Origin of the sequence: Kluyvera sichuanensis, from assembly GCF_040930405.1 — a bacterium.
Taxonomy (GTDB): domain Bacteria; phylum Pseudomonadota; class Gammaproteobacteria; order Enterobacterales; family Enterobacteriaceae; genus Kluyvera; species Kluyvera sichuanensis.
The window spans coordinates 919,861-934,925 of the sequence record NZ_CP162271.1 but is presented as its reverse complement, the minus strand read 5'-3'; the positions used below and the strand labels follow the sequence as shown (position 1 = coordinate 934,925).

Sequence of the window (15,065 nt, the reverse complement as noted above, 5' to 3'; positions counted from 1 at the left end):
AACGCGCAAAAATTAATGATATGAAGCGAGGAAATACCAGGAATAAAGGGACCAATCGGCCCCTTTCTCATTATGAGAATGAACCTCCACCACGCGTAACAATCATCGTAGGGCTATAAATAAGCCCCTGAACTGAAGTCGTAGTGGAAACAGTTATCGTCGCAGTAATAGTGGGGGATGTCGTAGATATAGTATGCATATATGTACTCATGACCCCGGCATTCTGATATGTTCTTGAGTTCCCGTTTATAGTCATCGTAATGCCACCGCTACTCTTCCCGGTAAACATTACACAAACCTTTCTGGTTAAGTTCTCCTGGCTGGAATCGGTGTAAACCATAGTTCGCGAAGACTGGCCATTACCTGAACCAAGAAGGTCAGACCATACGTTCATGTTTGCGATATCACCGATAAATTTAGTTGCCTCGACCGACCCCCTAAACGTTCCGTCAGTTGCATTAATCTTCCCGGTAAATTCGCCATCAGTGGCATACACAACACCACGGAACGTCGCCATATTGGCCTCAAAATTCCCGTTCTTCGGTAATTTCCACCCTGCAATACCTGGGACATAGTTAGTCGATTGAAGCGTATCAGATATCTTTCCGAAGTTTATCGAGGCATCCTCGAAAAACGCGTCATTGATAAACGTCTGGCCATTCTTAACCGCGAAAGGAGAGAATAACTTGTCATCACTACCGGAGAGCAACACAAACTCTTCAGCGTTAAATGCAACACGGGCAATTGGTGGCTTGCCTGGCTGAGCTATGGCGGCAACCGACATACCCGCGAGAATTTCCTGCCCGTTGTACTTCACGCCGACTTTCAGCGTATAGATCGAGCTGGACCCGTCCGAGTCAACCATTGCGGTTAACTTCTCGGATATTGCTGCCGTGTTACTGCCGATTTGCGCTCGCAGGTCGGTGCCCAGGTCGGCTACCGACTGGTCGACTTTAGCTACGGCGGTTGATACGATCTGAATATCCGCCGTGTTTTTTGCAATGGCTGTTTTGTTCGTCTCAATTTCTGCGTGCAGACCCTGGCCCATCTGCACCATCGCCTTGTCTACGTCAGTGACGGCGGTTGATACCTGTTTGATGTTCGCAGTATTCGCGTCGATCTTCGCGGTCAACTCTGTGCTAAGTTGCGCCATCGCCTTGTCTACTTCAGCTACAGTTGTAGCCACCTGCATAATCTCTGCGCGCACTGTACCCAGTGCAGCGTACTGCGCGTTCAGGATATTCCCACCCGCCAGCGCGTTCTGCCAGCTTGCGTCTAATGCCTGCTCAATGCTTTCCGTCAGGCGTTGCCCGTCCTCAGACGTGAGAAGGTCGTCTGCAATGTCGGCCAGATAGTCGTCAGCATTAGCATTAGCCACCCCCCTGACAAAACCGGTCCAGTCCCCATAGTTACCGATACGGTCCACCAGGCGAGCCCGGTACCAGAATTCCTGTCCCGCTTTCAATCCCAATTGGGTATATGTGTGCTGTGGGTATGGAACACCAGCGAGCAGCAGCGGGTTGTCGCCACTGCTATTAACGGAATACTGCAGTTCAGTTTGAAGCGTATCGCCACTATCCGCAGGGAAAGACCAGTCAATCTGAATACCCCAGTTGATAGCAGTGGTGCGCAGCCCTACTGGCTTCGGCACATCCCCGGTACGACCGGTAAGGTTCATCAGGGAGGATGTAGCCCACAGGCTAGACGCACCGCCGGAGTTGATTGCTCGTACACGCACCAGGTAGTCACCTGAAAAAATGCCTGCTACCTCAATATTTCGCAGCCCGGTTTCGGGGACGTTGATCCATTCATTATCGTCCCGCTTCCACTGCACCTGATATGCAACGATATCGGCCTGCAGCTTCCCGTTCTTGTCCAGCGGTGCATCCCAGGCCGCCACCATTGTGGCAATACGCTGGCCCTGTCTAACCGAGTCGTAACTGCTAATCGCGATATTCGTAGGCTGGCTAACCAGGCCGGTCGGTATCAGGCTGATCGGCGGCGTGTCCAGGCGCGCATTGTTATCAACGGCATCATATTTCGACGCGTTGTACTCTGCGCCGGTAATGCTGAAGGTGTTTTCCTCATCATTGAACGCCAGATTGGTCACGCGGAAAAACTGCAGGCGTAACTGCCCTGCATCGATAACAAATACAGCGTTAGGCTGCGGTTGTGCGGTGAAAGGCATGTCCACAATCAGCTGCGCACCGTTGACCGCCTGAATAATTCGGCTCTCAACAATGCCACCCAATGTGCGGATCATCAGCGTATCACCAGTTACCGCACTGGTTCCGCGGTCCGTCGTTACCGACCTTAGCGCAGCGTCGTAGGCAACGACACGGCCGCCGTACACTCGTCCCGACATGCGCTCATCAGCAAAGGCAAACACGGTACCCGGCACATAGATGTAGCCATCCAGCCCAGTCTGCAGCGTAATGATGCGATCGAGAGAGTTCGAATAGACCGCCCAGCCACCGCGGCGCTGAGCCTCGCTCTCCCGCGAGCACCCGATGGCCGTCAGTTGCGTCTGCTTGAACTTGAACTGCTTCACCAACTCCGGAAACATGACCGCCGTCGTGCGGTCTTGGTAGTGGTTGTCCGGGTCGCTGAAGTTGACCAGCGCGCTGGAATAGCGGTTTTTCTCGCTGCCGCTGGAATAGCTCGGTTTGCCCACAACGGATGCGCGAGTCATGATCTGCAACTTCGCCGTGTCGGCCGGCATGTCCGAGACAACATTGAACATGTTGCTGCCCCAGAACGTCATGCCGTTGAAGCCAGCGGCAATATCTTTGATCACCTGCCATGCATCGGCCTGCGCCTGAATGTACACGTCGAATATGAAGCGAGGCTCTGTGCCGGTACCGCCTTTCCCGTCTGGTACCAACTGGTCGCAGCGCTGGGCAATGCGGTAAAGCTCCCACTTATCCAGCATATCCACCGTTACCCGGCGCCCGAGGCCAAACCGCGGTTCAGTCAGTACATCGAACCAAATCCACGCAGGGTTGTTACTCCAGGACCATTTGAATGTTCCGTCCCAGGTGCCACTGTACGTACGCGCAACGGGATCGTAGTTTTGCGGGATGCGGATTACGCGGCCTTTCGGCTTGCAGGATATCTTCGGGATATTGCTGAACGATTTAGCGTTAAACGACACGTACAGCAGCGCGGTATGCGGATAACGCAGACGGGCATCGATGACCTCGGTGATAGCCTGTACCTGGGTTTTGTTCTGTAGCATCTGGCTGGTGCTGTCTGCGGTGTCGCGGACTACGCGTATCTGCCAACCGGTTGTGGCTTTTGGCAAGTTGATACGGTGCGTCAGTTCATAGAGTGAACTCAGCTTCTCCGTGACCGTTTTGGTCATCACGGTGCTATACGCCCCACCATCAACGGCAATGTCAATGTGGTACCTGACTGTGGTCCCGACAATATCGCCGTCATTCTTTTGCTGCTGCAGTCCGGTAATACCGACACGCACAAGCACCGCATCAATCTGCGTGTTGCTAATGGCCCGGGTCCACGGGGTGGCCTTGGTTAGTGGCACGCCAATGCTGGTCTCGTTTTCCACCGCCGGGAAGCCGGGGATCGGAGTCTGAACCTGAGTACCCGGGCGAAAGTCCCAGGAGACATTCTCAAAATTCATTGAGCCGTCGGCATTGCCCAAAGGCGTACCATCCAGGAAGATGCGCGTGGCATCCAGCCCACCAGCAAACTCACCCTCGCCCAGCGCCAGCAGCATACGGCAGCGCGCCATAGATTGAGCTGAATCAGGCTGTTCTACAGGCGTGTGCTGCTTCTGGCTGCCGCCCTTTGCACCAGTAATCGTTGCCATATTGCATCCATAAAAAAAGCACCCAATTGGGTGCTTGATATATTCGTCTTACCCGTTAATTCCGGGTCCATTTAATCGGTGCCAGTTTTTGTGGCATTGTGGGCATAACCAACGCACGCTGAGCGGTTTTGCGTAGTCGTCGTGATGCCCGTGAACACCGCCAACTGAATAGCAAGACTCGCAAGCTATCGGGCGCAAAATTCGCCCCATATCCACTTCCGTACGCAGTAACCTGCGCGCCTTCACCTTGATCTGGTTAGAAAGATAGCTCTTTTTATTAATGCGCCGCCGAACGCCTCGCCCTATATCACTTTCTTGGTAAGCTCTTTTTACTGCCTTATTGCTCTCCAATCTTGAAAGTTCTCGCGCACGCGCGAGTCGCGCCTCTCGCAATTCAGGGTTAGCCCTTCGGTCACGGTCATAAATAGCTTTTTTGGATCTTACATCGCTACGCGAGTTATATTCACGCATGTAATCCTTGCCATCCCCGTTGTGATAATGACGCCGTTGAGCTTCTCGCTGTCGCTCCTTCACGTCAGGGCGGGAGTGGTATTCCTCATTCCATTTCTTCCGTGCATCGCCTTTCAAAAAGCGCTGGCGCCTTGCCAAGCCTTTTTCACTATGATCCTTTCTGTACTGGTTTGCCTTTCCCTTTTCAGTCGTTGCAAATTTTTGCTGGGCTTTTTTGACAACGGCCTGACCAGCCTCAGTTTGCTGGTACCGCTTTATTCCCTCATTTCTGCATAACTTACAGCTGCCTTCGACGCCATATTTTCCAGAGGATTTCTTATAAAATTCGGATATTGGTTTTTCTACACTACATTTAGTGCATATTTTGGACTGCATAAAACCTCACAGTAGGCTTTCACAGATGATGGGGCGCGGCAGCGGGGTCTGTGTTCCCCGTTTTCGACTGGCCGGTCTAGCCGCGCAACTCAATGGTATCAAATATCCTCACTGATCACACCGGCTGATATGATGGCGCCGCCGATTTCTCTTTCTCCGTAAAGAATGGCGACCGGGTTGCCCATCGCAAGGGTGTTCACCGAGCCACCGAAGGCATATGAGGGTTTATTGTCAGGATCGTCTCGCCCCTGTAGTCCTTTTGGTTGGGGAGACAGCATCTGGTAGATACCGCCAGCCATCATTGATGCACCGGACATTACAAGCCCGGCACCGAATGTCAGGCCAACACCTGTCCAACTAGTCATTGCGCCAATAACAACCCCAGCAACAACCATGACAGCCCCCAGAATGGTCTGAAACATACCCGCCTTTTTCGCCCCTTCCATCACTGGCGCGATGCGAATATCGCTTTCCCCGGATAGCTCCTTAAAATCATCAACTCCGATATTGCGTTTCCCGCGGAACACCGCAAACGTCATACCGTTCTTTTTGGCGTTCATCAGGTAACTTTCCAAACCGTCCAGGTTGATGCAAAGCGCCTTTACCGCCTCAGCTGATGTCTGCACCGCCAGCCTGTGAACACGGCCAAACCTGGCTCCAAGTACACCGTACAATCGAATAGTGGTTAGACGCGCCATGGCTGAATCTCCTGTGGTAAATCTTTATGGCGAACGCAGATCATCGTCCGGTCTTTGAAGTAGCCGCGCGCATACGGCGTGACGCAGGATGGCTGGCCGTAAAGGTGGTGTAGCAATTCGCCTTCTTCGGTGATGACTCCCGCGTGATTCCACTTACCTGATTCGACCTGCATGATGACCATGCAGCCTGGCATAGGGTCGCATTCGACAAAACCTTCTTTCTCCCAGTTATCGAAGTAGAGGTTGTCCGAATACTGGCTTTCCCACCACGGGTAATCAACGCGGAAATCAGTCAGCGTTACACCCTGGGTGGCATGCCAGTCCATGACCAGCCCCCAGCAGTCGTGAGAGCCCAGAATGAACGGACGCCCGATAAGCGGGATGGCATCCGGCGTGACTTCGGCATACTCATCGCCATCGGGCGCGTAGATACCCCATACCACTCCTGACTGGTTGCATTGCTGGCGATCGAGGTCTGATGGAATAGCCCTGGCGCCATCACCAGGATGAGAGTGAATGACTCGAATAATGGTTCCTGCATCCTCAGCATTCGCCCAATGCTCACCATCAATACGGAAATGCTCAGTCGGGTTTTCGTGGCTGTTTGGCATCGGCATATAGCGCTGGCGTCGCCCTGACTGGATTACAAGACCGCAGCACTCGCGCGGCGATTCCTCCAGCGCGTGTGCCCGGATGGCATTCATAATCGTTTTGTTCATTTTGATGTCCGGTTATCGAGAAAATAGCACCGTTGCTGGAAATCCGCCAAAGTCGAGAGTCGCGGTATTAGGCTCTGCCAGGCCAGCACCAAAGCGCTTCCGGCAATCACTGAGGCAGCCACCGCATACATCCAGTGCCGGATCGGCAACCGGGTTGCCCTTGGCATCAAAGTAGGTCGTGCCGTTGTAGGTGCAGCCGTCTCCACTACGGTATTGGCCGCGCAACGCCCACTCGCATAGCGAGGTAATTTGCCGGGTAGGAATCACCAGATTCTGCAAATCCGCCGGGCTACTGAGCGACCACGTCACCACCTCATCATCTTCTGAGGTTTTAGTATCCAGCCAGAAGGTCTGAAGGGTGAACATCGTCGGATCGGCTGTGGCATTCACTCCGCCCGGAAAGTTTTCCGCATCCAGGTAAACTGCATAGGTGTCGATGATGCTTACCTTCGCGTTAACCATATCCTTGAACTGCAGGCAGAGTGCCGTGATATGCCCGTCAAGGTTCGAGACACTAAGTTTCGGTTCGGCGGCCTGATCGGTTGAGATTGCGAGGTCAGAAATCTGGAATGGCCAGAAATCGAAGGTCTTACCGTCCCAGATAATGGGTTTAGGCCCCAGCTTGTCCTCATCGCCGGCGGCCGCATCGATCTCCGCTGGAGTGTGGGGAAAAGGACTGTAGTGAAAGCGGTGGATGCCGCCGCTAAACTCCGACGCATCAACCTCTGCCAGACGGACTCTGCCACCCGGCGCCAGCATTGCAGCTGTATCAATCAGTGCTGTCATGCTCCACCTCAGGCATAGACGCCATAGGCGCGCTTAATCGTGAATGTCAGCTCAGCAAATTTGCTGCTCAGTTGGTTTTTACGCACAGAGTCGGGTACAACCCGATACAGCCCCATCTCCTCGCCCGGCGGCGTGATGACGAATGCTTTAACGGTATGCGCTAACAGGAAGTCGCGGACTGCGTTAACTTCCGCCTCTGTTCCTGCGTGCTTCATTGGGATCTGAATAGCGGTGGAGTTAATGCCGTTCTCAGCCACCTGCTCGTAACCATCACCGAATTGCGCAGACCGTATTGTTTGGCTGTATTCGACCGCACCCGCACCGAGCTGCGAGTGCCAGTTGTAAGTTTCAACTGCCATATTTGCTCCATAAAAAAACCCAGCCGGAGCTGGGTTTGTTACTAATCTAAGCCTGGTGATTAGGATGCTATAGCTTTTTTCAAGTCATTCCATTTTTGGAAAAACAGTCTGGAACTGGCTAATGCTGTTTCAGCCATTTCCTTGCTTACTGTTACTTTTGAGATATGGTAATCCGCCTCGTTACGCGCTTCGCGTTGCTGCCGCAAGCTGTAACTGAGCAACTTCAACTGAGTTGAATCATATGGCTCAAGCTTATTTTCTGCCTTGTTACTCATGTAACCAATCAGGTTGCTATGGTGGTTTGATGCGAACGCAGGAACCGAATGGAGTGACTCCAAAGCGTGGTGATAATTTGCATAATACGCGCGAGATATACAGCTGCGAAAACCAGTTTCATTTTCCAGTTGGATTAATGAATTAGCACAATCAAGCAAGTCATCACTAATTATTGCCATAACTTACCCCAACATGAAGCTGACGTGGCGGAGAAAACCGCGCCACTATTTTGCAATCATCCAAAGCATCTTGGCTACAAATGGCTTCTGCAAGCTCCCAATTAAGCGAAGCCAGGAAATCAGCATTCTGATTAGGTATGTCAATCACGTAAGAAATGCTGGAGCCACTACTTAATTCAACGGTCCCAGGTGTTAAGCGATGCCTTTCTGTTAATGTCCAAATCATCTTGGCCAGCAGCTCAAACTGGTCTCGAGAACACCCGCTCAGACGATACGCGCTATCAATTTCGGACAACAACTCCTGCTTATGCACTTCTGCATCAGCCCTATGTTCATCTTCCGAGAGTAATTTGATGTGCATATCAAAGTAATGCTCAAGGCGCTCCCTGTCTCCAAAGCGATAGGCTATAGAATAAGCGCTAGCTGTCAGTGCTTTGGTCTGATGCACCTCGGCAAGTTCGTAAGCATGATGATAAAGACGATTTATGGAGCCTGTATGGCGCAACATAAAGCAGAAATTTATAGCGACAGTAACATCACGAACGGGATCAGCAGCTTCAAATACGGCTACAGCTCGATCGATATCACCATATAACCCATGCAGGAAACCAAGAGCCGAAACAGAGAGGCTGGTATTCTGGCGCTCAAGCTCACGCACTCCGCGCCGATACGAAAACTCATCAATAGCTATTCCCTCTAGAAGCATATTGCCATAGAGTTCTAGGAATTGCGTGGCCTTCTCTTGCGGTACACCTGCAGCCATTTTCTAACCCATTTGCTGATAATGACGAAAAGTTTACGTGACGATTGCCGCTTACGCAATCACTGTACAGGCACTGTATAGGCAGGGAAGGACTGCTATCCACAGAAGCTATAGGCGTAAAAAAGCCCCGCGTTAGCGAGGCTTGGTGTTGAGTGAAATTGAATGTCAGGCAAGCAACCCTGCCAGCCGGTCAGTCAGTTCGTCGCGGTGCATAACCACCATTCCTCTGCTTTTGGCAAAATCAAAGAATCCCTTGATGCTCATCACCACCTGATCATCCTGAAGGGGCAATGTACCCTGCACTGCACCGTTTTCATCAAGGTAGAGCAGAATGCGGCTTGGGCTGCGCGCCGGGGCTGCCACCTGTCCCGGTTTAAAAATCGGTTCCCGTGGAAGGTATTCACCTTCAAGCGCATTGAGGTAATCAATGGCTTCATTAATTTGTTCAGGCAGAAGTTGGTGAATATGCTCAATTTCAAACTTCGCATGTACAAGCCTCCAGATGTCCGGGTAAATATTTCCCAAACCGGTAGCGATCAGTCGCTCAGCAGTTTGACGCAGCGGCGTCAGTTGCTTGGCTGTGCAGCGTCTTTGCTTTTTCTCTGTGGACTCTTCCTGCTTACGCGGGTTCGTCACCAGTCCTTTGGTCCAGTACTCATAGAGAACGTCGTCGCACTCTTCCTGATACTGGATAACACGGTCGCGGATCTCCGGCTTTACTTTGTTCGGGCTGATAGTGTTCAGCCAAGCGGCAAGTTTGCGGAGGGCGAGACAGATCATCTTCTGAATGCCGCCAGCAGTAGGGATGGTGATTTCCACCATACCTTTAGCAAAGCGCTGAGTGAGCTTCACGTACTGGCTTTTCCAGTCCATGCCCATGCCTTCAACAATTGGCTTCATCGGGGTGTATGGCTCGCCGTTGTGGTTAACGACATACAGCTCAGCGCCGTGAAATGGTACGTTAATGGTGCAAGCTGACTGTTTTATTGCTAAATTACTCATGTTCGATTCCTTCTGCGGACGGACAAATTAGAAGCCCTAGCTATCGCAAGTAGTTGGGGCTTCGTCGTTTCTGGCTAAAAGCTCTTTAATCGCCTTCAACACCAAGTAGTTTATCGACCGATCTTCTTTTTCTGCCAATGCGTACATCCTTTCTCTGAACTCCTCAGGAATGCGCGCGACAAACTTCCATTCACCTTTATTCATATCACCCCTCATGGTGGCACCGTGGAACCATTGATAATTTAGTACCACGGTGCCATCATGTCAATACTAAATTAAAGGTGGAGATGAACATGGCACGTGACGAACCCAAGGTGAATATTCGTTTGCCGCAGGAACTGAAAGATAAACTTCACGCCCTTGCATTGAAAAACAAACGTTCAGTAAATGCAGAAGTGGTGTCAGCAATTGAAAAAGCCGTTGAATTACTGACCGATGATGAGGAGTTCGAGGTCCTTAAGCAGGAGCGGGACTCAGTGAATAATGACTTTTGGAATAACGCGAAAATCACTGACGGCGTTCATCTGGATGAGCGCCTAAAAAGGCTGGATGAAATCGCTGAGCGCCTTGAAAAATTAACCCAAAAGCCCACCTGAGAGGGCTCCGCGCACAAGCCCCTGTCGGGGCTTGCTGTTGGTGTTGGCGTGAGCTATCTCTTGCAAAATTGTTCAAATCTTTTCATGGATTTTTCGTCATCGCTTTGGATAATTCCTGGGGCCCCACTGAAAAAATCAGAGTCAAGCTGACCCACATAAATAAAGAACGGAGCCTCTCCGACATACCCACCGAATGCATTTTTTGCATTAACCCGGCCACAGACATACCCGCTGATTTTAGGCTTGCCATTATTCGCATCTGGTGAAAACCATACATCGTTGAATTTTGCACTATCTGGATCTTTCAATGACTGCTTGATTTGCGACTCCCCATAATTTATGGCTTCACTGTATTCTCCAAAGCATCCAGTAAGTGGCAAGCAAGCAATTCCCACCAATAGTAATTTTTTCACTATCATCCCCTTGATTGTTATGATTCTGGCAATAATATAAAACTTTTGTGAGATAGAGGGTGATAAGTGTTACCCAACAAGGGATGGATGCATCTTGTTTAATTTAAACACTAACCTTCAATCTCAGGTCAGACATTAAAGCTTTATAAAATATCTACCCAAAACCCTTTATCAACCTTACGGATATTAACTCCACACTCCCTGGCAATCTGATCAAGAACATCAGAGACAGCATTCATTTCTGAGATAGACTCCCATTTTCCGTAATTGTCAAATACATCAACACAGGCTTTATTTAAATTAGCAATGTGGGGTTGCAGCCAAATCAAATCTTCATTTTTCAACCAGTTGCTTGTGGAATAGTCGATGTCTTTTGCTGCACAATCCCCCAAGTAATAAGCGGTCAACTTAAGCGCTGTTGAAATCTGCTCATAAACCTCATTTAAAGTCTTATCCACATTTTGATGAAATCTATACTCAAACTTCGATTTTTTAATATTTAAATATAATTTCTCAGAACATAGAATAAATGATTCCTCATAAAGTTTATTGTTATCTAGACCAATATTACCAGCGAGCCTGGTTGCACAGTACTCGTCTATGACTGATAACCAACACTCACCTCGTAGGTTTTCATGGATATCAGAATATCTATGCTTTAGCGCCCTGCCAGGGAAAGATCTATCAAATGCTCCGCAATTAGAAACATGTCCGCATTCATGGGCAATAATTGCCAGTGCCTGTTGAAATTCATCTCCTTGATAGTTTTTATCCAGAATCCCTTCTATAAAGGCTGCATTAAGAACAATATGGCTTTTGACACTTCTATTACGCATTACCATTGGTGTCATGGCCACACCAACAACATCCCCGGATGATGGCTTTAGTTTAGTTTCAGTGTCGATGCCACGATCCAACGAAAGCAGAGCATTTTCATACTCGTAACTAATCGTGACGCCATCAAGATAACTAAGGTCAATGAAGTCTGACAACGCTCTTATAACTTCCCCGACATTATTTCCTGCTGTTCTTGCATCTTCCTCTTTAGCGTATCCGGAAACATTCAAAGTGAATCCACCAAGCTCTCCCACCTCTCTGCGCTCCATAAAAATTCTCCATATCTATGATATGGGCATCATATCCGAGAGGTGGGAGGATCTCTATCTTCCTTTGCTGAAGTTGTAGATCATGCCTCCAGGCTTAAGGTGCTTCTGGATAACCTGCAACGCAGCGTTCTGCATTTCATCCGCAAGTACGCGCCCCATGGCATCACCAGAGCTGGACGTATGGGCTGTTGAAGAGCTACCAGCAACCACATTGATAGTAGTGTTAATCACCGGCGCTACACCACCACCGCCCTGGGCCCTAACCCCAAGTCGCCCGGCAGAATCACGCGTCAGCGGCATGATGGCCTCTTCGCCTGCCTCAGCGAACACTCCACCTTTAGCAAACTTCGACGCGCCCTGAAAGGTAAAGTACTGAGGCGAATCGTAGACACCGTTCACATACTGGCTGAGGCCGGGCGAGTCATAAACGCCACCTTTAGCATTGAAGGTGATGCCAGCAGCAGCATTCGCATATGATCCTCCGGGGGTGCTCCCGCTTTTACTGCCACCGCTTATCCAACCCATAGCAGCCTGCACTGCATAAGCCACCAGCAACTGATTTGTCACCTGCACGATCATCTTCAACATGGATTTGGTGAAATCTTTAAAGCTTGCCGTGCCAGTTGTAACCAGATCTGTCAGCATGTCGGATAGGCCACTAAACGTAGAGCCAGCCACATTTCGCATTGCTTCAAACGTGTTTGTTGCTGAGTCGGCATAATCGGCCCAACCACGCTTTGCGCCAGCCTGCCAGTCGCTGCGAAGCTCATCTTCTTTCCGGTATGTCTCCTCCTGCTCTGCGAGAACCTTTTTCTGAGCATCTGGGTTAAAGGCATAGGATTCAGTCAGGCGCTGGCGCGTCGCTTCCCTTTCGGCCTCTCTAGTGGACAAGCCTCTGGCTGCCGCAGCAATTTCCGCCTGCTTAGCAGACTGCTGCTGTGCGAACTTAGTCGCCTGATCAGCCAGAGAGTTCAGCTTCTGCTGCTTCGCAATTTGATCACCCAGTCCGGCATTAATATCTGCCTGAGCTAGCAGTTTCTCTTTGTTCGCCAGCAGTGACTTTTCATCGAGTGTTAATGCGCGCCCTTTCGGATCGTTAGCGGTGGACTCGAGGATGGTGATCTTTGAGATTAACTCCCACTGCTGTTTGCGCTGCTGGCTGATTACATCGTTGATATCACGATGGTCCTGTAGCGTTTTAAGCTGAGCCTGCAGAGCTAGAGTCTCAGCATTGTAGGTGTCGGTTGAGCGATCACCGGCTGAAACCTTAACGGCTGGAGTCTTGGGCGTTTTGTCCGGATGAAACTGCTTATTAATGGCATCCACGGCCTGCTGCCGCTGCTGATCGCTCCACTTATCAGGCGCAATTGCAACGTTTTTCCACAACTCAGATAGCGCACGACTGCGCTTCTCCTGCCATGTCATGGACTGCTCAAGAATGCGGTTCTGGTAAATAAGAGCATCCGTTCTCTTATTGTCGACGTCAGCCCCCTGCCTTATCGAAGCGCTGATATCATTTTGTAGCTGAGCCGCTTGCTGCAGTGGTGCTATTTGAGATTTAAGTGCATCAATAGCAGCAAGTTGCGCCTTGCGGCGGGCATCATATTCCTGATCACTACTGCTAGTATCATAGCTGTACCCGTATCCCATTCGCTGGCGCTCAGGAAGAAGAGATTTCTGCTTTTCAGAAAGCTCATCCTGCATTTTGCGCAGCATGTCATTTGGCGCATCCGGTCTGCCAACATTGAGCAGTTCGTCCCACATTCCTTTGAGGGCCTTACTAACACTTGCTGCTGCGCGTTCAATCAGCCCCATATTATCGAGGATCTGCTGACTTCGTTTTTGCTCGGCATCGCCGTATGCCTTGGCTGCCGCCGCTGCTGCCCCCTCTTTATCTCCGCGTCGTTCCAGTGACGCAATGTAGTCATACTGCGCCGAGGTGAGGAAATGAAGCGTCGAGTTTAGCTCTTCTGACGCTTTAGTCGGGGCGTCGTAAAGCTTCTGGAAGTTCTTTATTGTGGCATCAACTGACTGACCGGTCGCATCCTGCATCGCCATGGCGGCGCGGGTTACAGCTTCGAGCTGGTCAGTTTTGAATGTGCCAGCACCAACGACCTGAGAAAGCGTTCTCGCAGCTTCCGCAACCTTACCACTTGAGCCACCAATCTTCTGAGCCAAATCAGAAAGTTTTGCAGCTGACTGTGCCGAGTAATTACCGGTCAGGATTAGCTGCTTGTTAAACTCGGTCGCCTCCTGCGCTCCCTGATACCAGGCGGTTGCCAGCGCGCCAGCGCCAACAACCAAAGCGCCAATGCCGATGGTGACAGGGTTGAGCAAGCCAAGCAGCCCACGCAAATAAGTGCCTACACCGGAAATTGCGCCACCCACTCCGCCAAACTGGTCTTTAATCTGCCCACCCTGCTGGAGCAGGATAAGGAATGGGGACTGTCCACCAGCCAACTGCGTGGCTATATCGGTGAACTGTGCCGGAAGCGTCCGCATCGCAGCACTGTACTGGCCTACGGAGATACCGGCGCGGCGCGCGGCGGCTTCCTGCCGCGACAATGCCTCAGGCAGAACGTCAGCCACGCCAGTGAGTCGCTCACGCGTCTGGTTCAGGATGGTGTTGAAGTGCTCGAATTGAGCGCTATTGATGCGCCCTGATTCGAAGTGCGCCACCAGCTGCGCATGCTGCTCATCCAGCGAGTTAAATGCCCGAATCGTCGGGTCGATTGAGCCCAGCAGGTTTTTCAGTGCTGCGGACTGCTTCTCTGCCGCTTGGGTGGCGGCCAGTTCTGCCTGCGCTTTAGCCGCCACTTCGCCAGTGTCGGTTAGCTTTAGGCGAGTGTCGTCCAGAATTTTGCTATACGCCTGGAACGAATCAGTATCAAGAAAGCCCTTCGCCTGGAAGTTACGCAGCGCTGCCTGCTGCTCGTCAAGCCGGTTCAGCGCCTTGTTTACCGGGTCGATGTTTTCCAGCAGCCCCCTCAGTGCAGCCTGCTGCTCTTTGATGCCTTCGCTGCCCTGCTTCGCAGATTCAGCGCCAGCACGGAAAACACTGTTCAGGTCATCAGCCTTGCCGACGGCACCAGCTGCCGCCTGGCCGAGTTTATCCAGTTCATTGCTGGCCGTTTTCAGGTCGGCAACATCAGCCCTCAAAGTAATCGAGGCGATTTGGTCTGACATTATTTCGTCTCCTTATGCATTACCTTAAGCGCCTCGCTTTCCATGATTTGAAGGTCAGCCATACAGGTCGCCGCATCCTCAACCCCGTGTAACTCAAACATCCAGGGGAGTACGTTGTAATCAAGGCCGGTCGCCCCGCTCGCGCCAACTCGCCATTGGGTCGCCAGCGTGGAGAAGATGGTGAAGGATTTCCATACCGACGGCAGGATCCCCACCTCTTCCTCTACGTCCTCAGGCGTTAAACCAAAAGCGCTCAACTCCGCAAGAGTCGGTCCCGGCGTATACATCGCTGCGGCGACCTGCC

General features: G+C 51.2%; 15 protein-coding genes. 1 reads left to right on the top strand and 14 read right to left on the bottom strand.

Features of this window, described 5'->3' with window-relative positions:
* Nucleotides 1-70: 70 nt before the first annotated feature.
* The 10 genes from AB2B48_RS04675 to AB2B48_RS04630 all read right to left on the bottom strand — a co-directional run bounded on the left by AB2B48_RS04675 (nt 71) and on the right by AB2B48_RS04630 (nt 9,664).
* Entirely contained in the window at nt 71-3,832 is a 3,762-nt protein-coding gene (locus AB2B48_RS04675; protein ID WP_368300948.1) for a phage tail tip fiber protein, read from the bottom strand.
* A 48-nt stretch (nt 3,833-3,880) separates the two neighbouring features.
* Nucleotides 3,881-4,678 (bottom strand): hypothetical protein, encoded by a 798-nt coding sequence (locus AB2B48_RS04670; RefSeq protein ID WP_032943626.1) that lies wholly within the window; start codon nt 4,676-4,678, stop codon nt 3,881-3,883.
* 98 nt (nt 4,679-4,776) lie between these two features.
* Nucleotides 4,777-5,376, bottom strand: coding sequence for a tail assembly protein (locus AB2B48_RS04665; protein ID WP_368300947.1), 600 nt, complete (start codon nt 5,374-5,376; stop codon nt 4,777-4,779).
* Nucleotides 5,364-6,095, bottom strand: coding sequence for a C40 family peptidase (locus tag AB2B48_RS04660; RefSeq protein WP_368300946.1), 732 nt, complete (start codon nt 6,093-6,095; stop codon nt 5,364-5,366). The genes AB2B48_RS04665 and AB2B48_RS04660 overlap by 13 nt, the downstream gene beginning before the upstream one ends.
* Before the next feature lie 12 nt (nt 6,096-6,107).
* On the bottom strand, nt 6,108-6,881 hold the full coding sequence (locus AB2B48_RS04655; protein ID WP_368300945.1) for a phage minor tail protein L: 774 nt from the start codon (nt 6,879-6,881) through the stop codon (nt 6,108-6,110).
* Between the two features lie 8 nt (nt 6,882-6,889).
* Nucleotides 6,890-7,240 carry a phage tail protein gene (locus AB2B48_RS04650; protein WP_368300944.1) on the bottom strand — a complete coding sequence of 117 codons (351 nt, stop codon included), beginning with the start codon at nt 7,238-7,240 and terminating at the stop codon, nt 6,890-6,892.
* A 59-nt stretch (nt 7,241-7,299) separates the two neighbouring features.
* Nucleotides 7,300-7,695, bottom strand: coding sequence for a hypothetical protein (locus AB2B48_RS04645; protein WP_368300943.1), 396 nt, complete (start codon nt 7,693-7,695; stop codon nt 7,300-7,302).
* The gene (locus AB2B48_RS04640) at nt 7,682-8,458 is read right to left on the bottom strand and encodes a hypothetical protein (protein WP_368300942.1); all 777 of its coding nucleotides are present in this window, start codon (nt 8,456-8,458) and stop codon (nt 7,682-7,684) included. The genes AB2B48_RS04645 and AB2B48_RS04640 overlap by 14 nt, the downstream gene beginning before the upstream one ends.
* Before the next feature lie 165 nt (nt 8,459-8,623).
* A complete protein-coding gene (locus AB2B48_RS04635) occupies nt 8,624-9,460 on the bottom strand; it encodes a phage antirepressor N-terminal domain-containing protein (protein WP_368300941.1) in 837 nt (278 codons plus the stop codon).
* A 36-nt stretch (nt 9,461-9,496) separates the two neighbouring features.
* On the bottom strand, nt 9,497-9,664 hold the full coding sequence (locus AB2B48_RS04630; protein WP_114141104.1) for an Arc family DNA-binding protein: 168 nt from the start codon (nt 9,662-9,664) through the stop codon (nt 9,497-9,499).
* Nucleotides 9,665-9,753: 89 nt separating this feature from the next.
* On the opposite strand from AB2B48_RS04630, the gene AB2B48_RS04625 reads away from it, so the two are divergent.
* Nucleotides 9,754-10,056: an Arc family DNA-binding protein gene (locus AB2B48_RS04625; protein ID WP_368300940.1), complete on the top strand. Its 303-nt coding sequence runs from the start codon at nt 9,754-9,756 to the stop codon at nt 10,054-10,056.
* Between the two features lie 53 nt (nt 10,057-10,109).
* Here the strand turns inward: AB2B48_RS04625 and AB2B48_RS04620 are convergent, their stop codons facing one another.
* The 4 genes from AB2B48_RS04620 to AB2B48_RS04605 all read right to left on the bottom strand — a co-directional run bounded on the left by AB2B48_RS04620 (nt 10,110) and on the right by AB2B48_RS04605 (nt 15,048).
* The gene (locus AB2B48_RS04620; protein WP_226999287.1) at nt 10,110-10,475 is read right to left on the bottom strand and encodes a hypothetical protein; all 366 of its coding nucleotides are present in this window, start codon (nt 10,473-10,475) and stop codon (nt 10,110-10,112) included.
* 137 nt (nt 10,476-10,612) lie between these two features.
* Complete coding sequence (locus tag AB2B48_RS04615; protein WP_368300939.1) at nt 10,613-11,575, bottom strand: hypothetical protein; 963 nt, start codon at nt 11,573-11,575, stop codon at nt 10,613-10,615.
* Between the two features lie 54 nt (nt 11,576-11,629).
* Complete coding sequence (locus AB2B48_RS04610; protein ID WP_368300938.1) at nt 11,630-14,761, bottom strand: phage tail tape measure protein; 3,132 nt, start codon at nt 14,759-14,761, stop codon at nt 11,630-11,632.
* Nucleotides 14,761-15,048 (bottom strand): DUF1799 domain-containing protein, encoded by a 288-nt coding sequence (locus AB2B48_RS04605; protein ID WP_368300937.1) that lies wholly within the window; start codon nt 15,046-15,048, stop codon nt 14,761-14,763. The genes AB2B48_RS04610 and AB2B48_RS04605 overlap by 1 nt, the downstream gene beginning before the upstream one ends.
* Nucleotides 15,049-15,065: the final 17 nt, after the last annotated feature.

Excerpts from the sequence above, each read along its gene's own strand:
- AB2B48_RS04665 (WP_368300947.1), bottom strand. The coding sequence starts at position 5,376 with ATGGCGCGTCTAACCACTATTCGATTGTACGGTGTACTTGGAGCCAGG.
- AB2B48_RS04630 (WP_114141104.1), bottom strand. The coding sequence starts at position 9,664 with ATGAATAAAGGTGAATGGAAGTTTGTCGCGCGCATTCCTGAGGAGTTC.
- AB2B48_RS04660 (WP_368300946.1), bottom strand. The coding sequence starts at position 6,095 with ATGAACAAAACGATTATGAATGCCATCCGGGCACACGCGCTGGAGGAA.
- AB2B48_RS04625 (WP_368300940.1), top strand. The coding sequence starts at position 9,754 with ATGGCACGTGACGAACCCAAGGTGAATATTCGTTTGCCGCAGGAACTG.
- AB2B48_RS04675 (WP_368300948.1), bottom strand. The coding sequence starts at position 3,832 with ATGGCAACGATTACTGGTGCAAAGGGCGGCAGCCAGAAGCAGCACACG.
- AB2B48_RS04655 (WP_368300945.1), bottom strand. The coding sequence starts at position 6,881 with ATGACAGCACTGATTGATACAGCTGCAATGCTGGCGCCGGGTGGCAGA.
- AB2B48_RS04635 (WP_368300941.1), bottom strand. The coding sequence starts at position 9,460 with ATGAGTAATTTAGCAATAAAACAGTCAGCTTGCACCATTAACGTACCA.
- AB2B48_RS04650 (WP_368300944.1), bottom strand. The coding sequence starts at position 7,240 with ATGGCAGTTGAAACTTACAACTGGCACTCGCAGCTCGGTGCGGGTGCG.
- AB2B48_RS04620 (WP_226999287.1), bottom strand. The coding sequence starts at position 10,475 with ATGATAGTGAAAAAATTACTATTGGTGGGAATTGCTTGCTTGCCACTT.
- AB2B48_RS04640 (WP_368300942.1), bottom strand. The coding sequence starts at position 8,458 with ATGGCTGCAGGTGTACCGCAAGAGAAGGCCACGCAATTCCTAGAACTC.
- AB2B48_RS04610 (WP_368300938.1), bottom strand. The coding sequence starts at position 14,761 with ATGTCAGACCAAATCGCCTCGATTACTTTGAGGGCTGATGTTGCCGAC.
- AB2B48_RS04605 (WP_368300937.1), bottom strand. The coding sequence starts at position 15,048 with ATGTATACGCCGGGACCGACTCTTGCGGAGTTGAGCGCTTTTGGTTTA.
- AB2B48_RS04670 (WP_032943626.1), bottom strand. The coding sequence starts at position 4,678 with ATGCAGTCCAAAATATGCACTAAATGTAGTGTAGAAAAACCAATATCC.
- AB2B48_RS04615 (WP_368300939.1), bottom strand. The coding sequence starts at position 11,575 with ATGGAGCGCAGAGAGGTGGGAGAGCTTGGTGGATTCACTTTGAATGTT.
- AB2B48_RS04645 (WP_368300943.1), bottom strand. The coding sequence starts at position 7,695 with ATGGCAATAATTAGTGATGACTTGCTTGATTGTGCTAATTCATTAATC.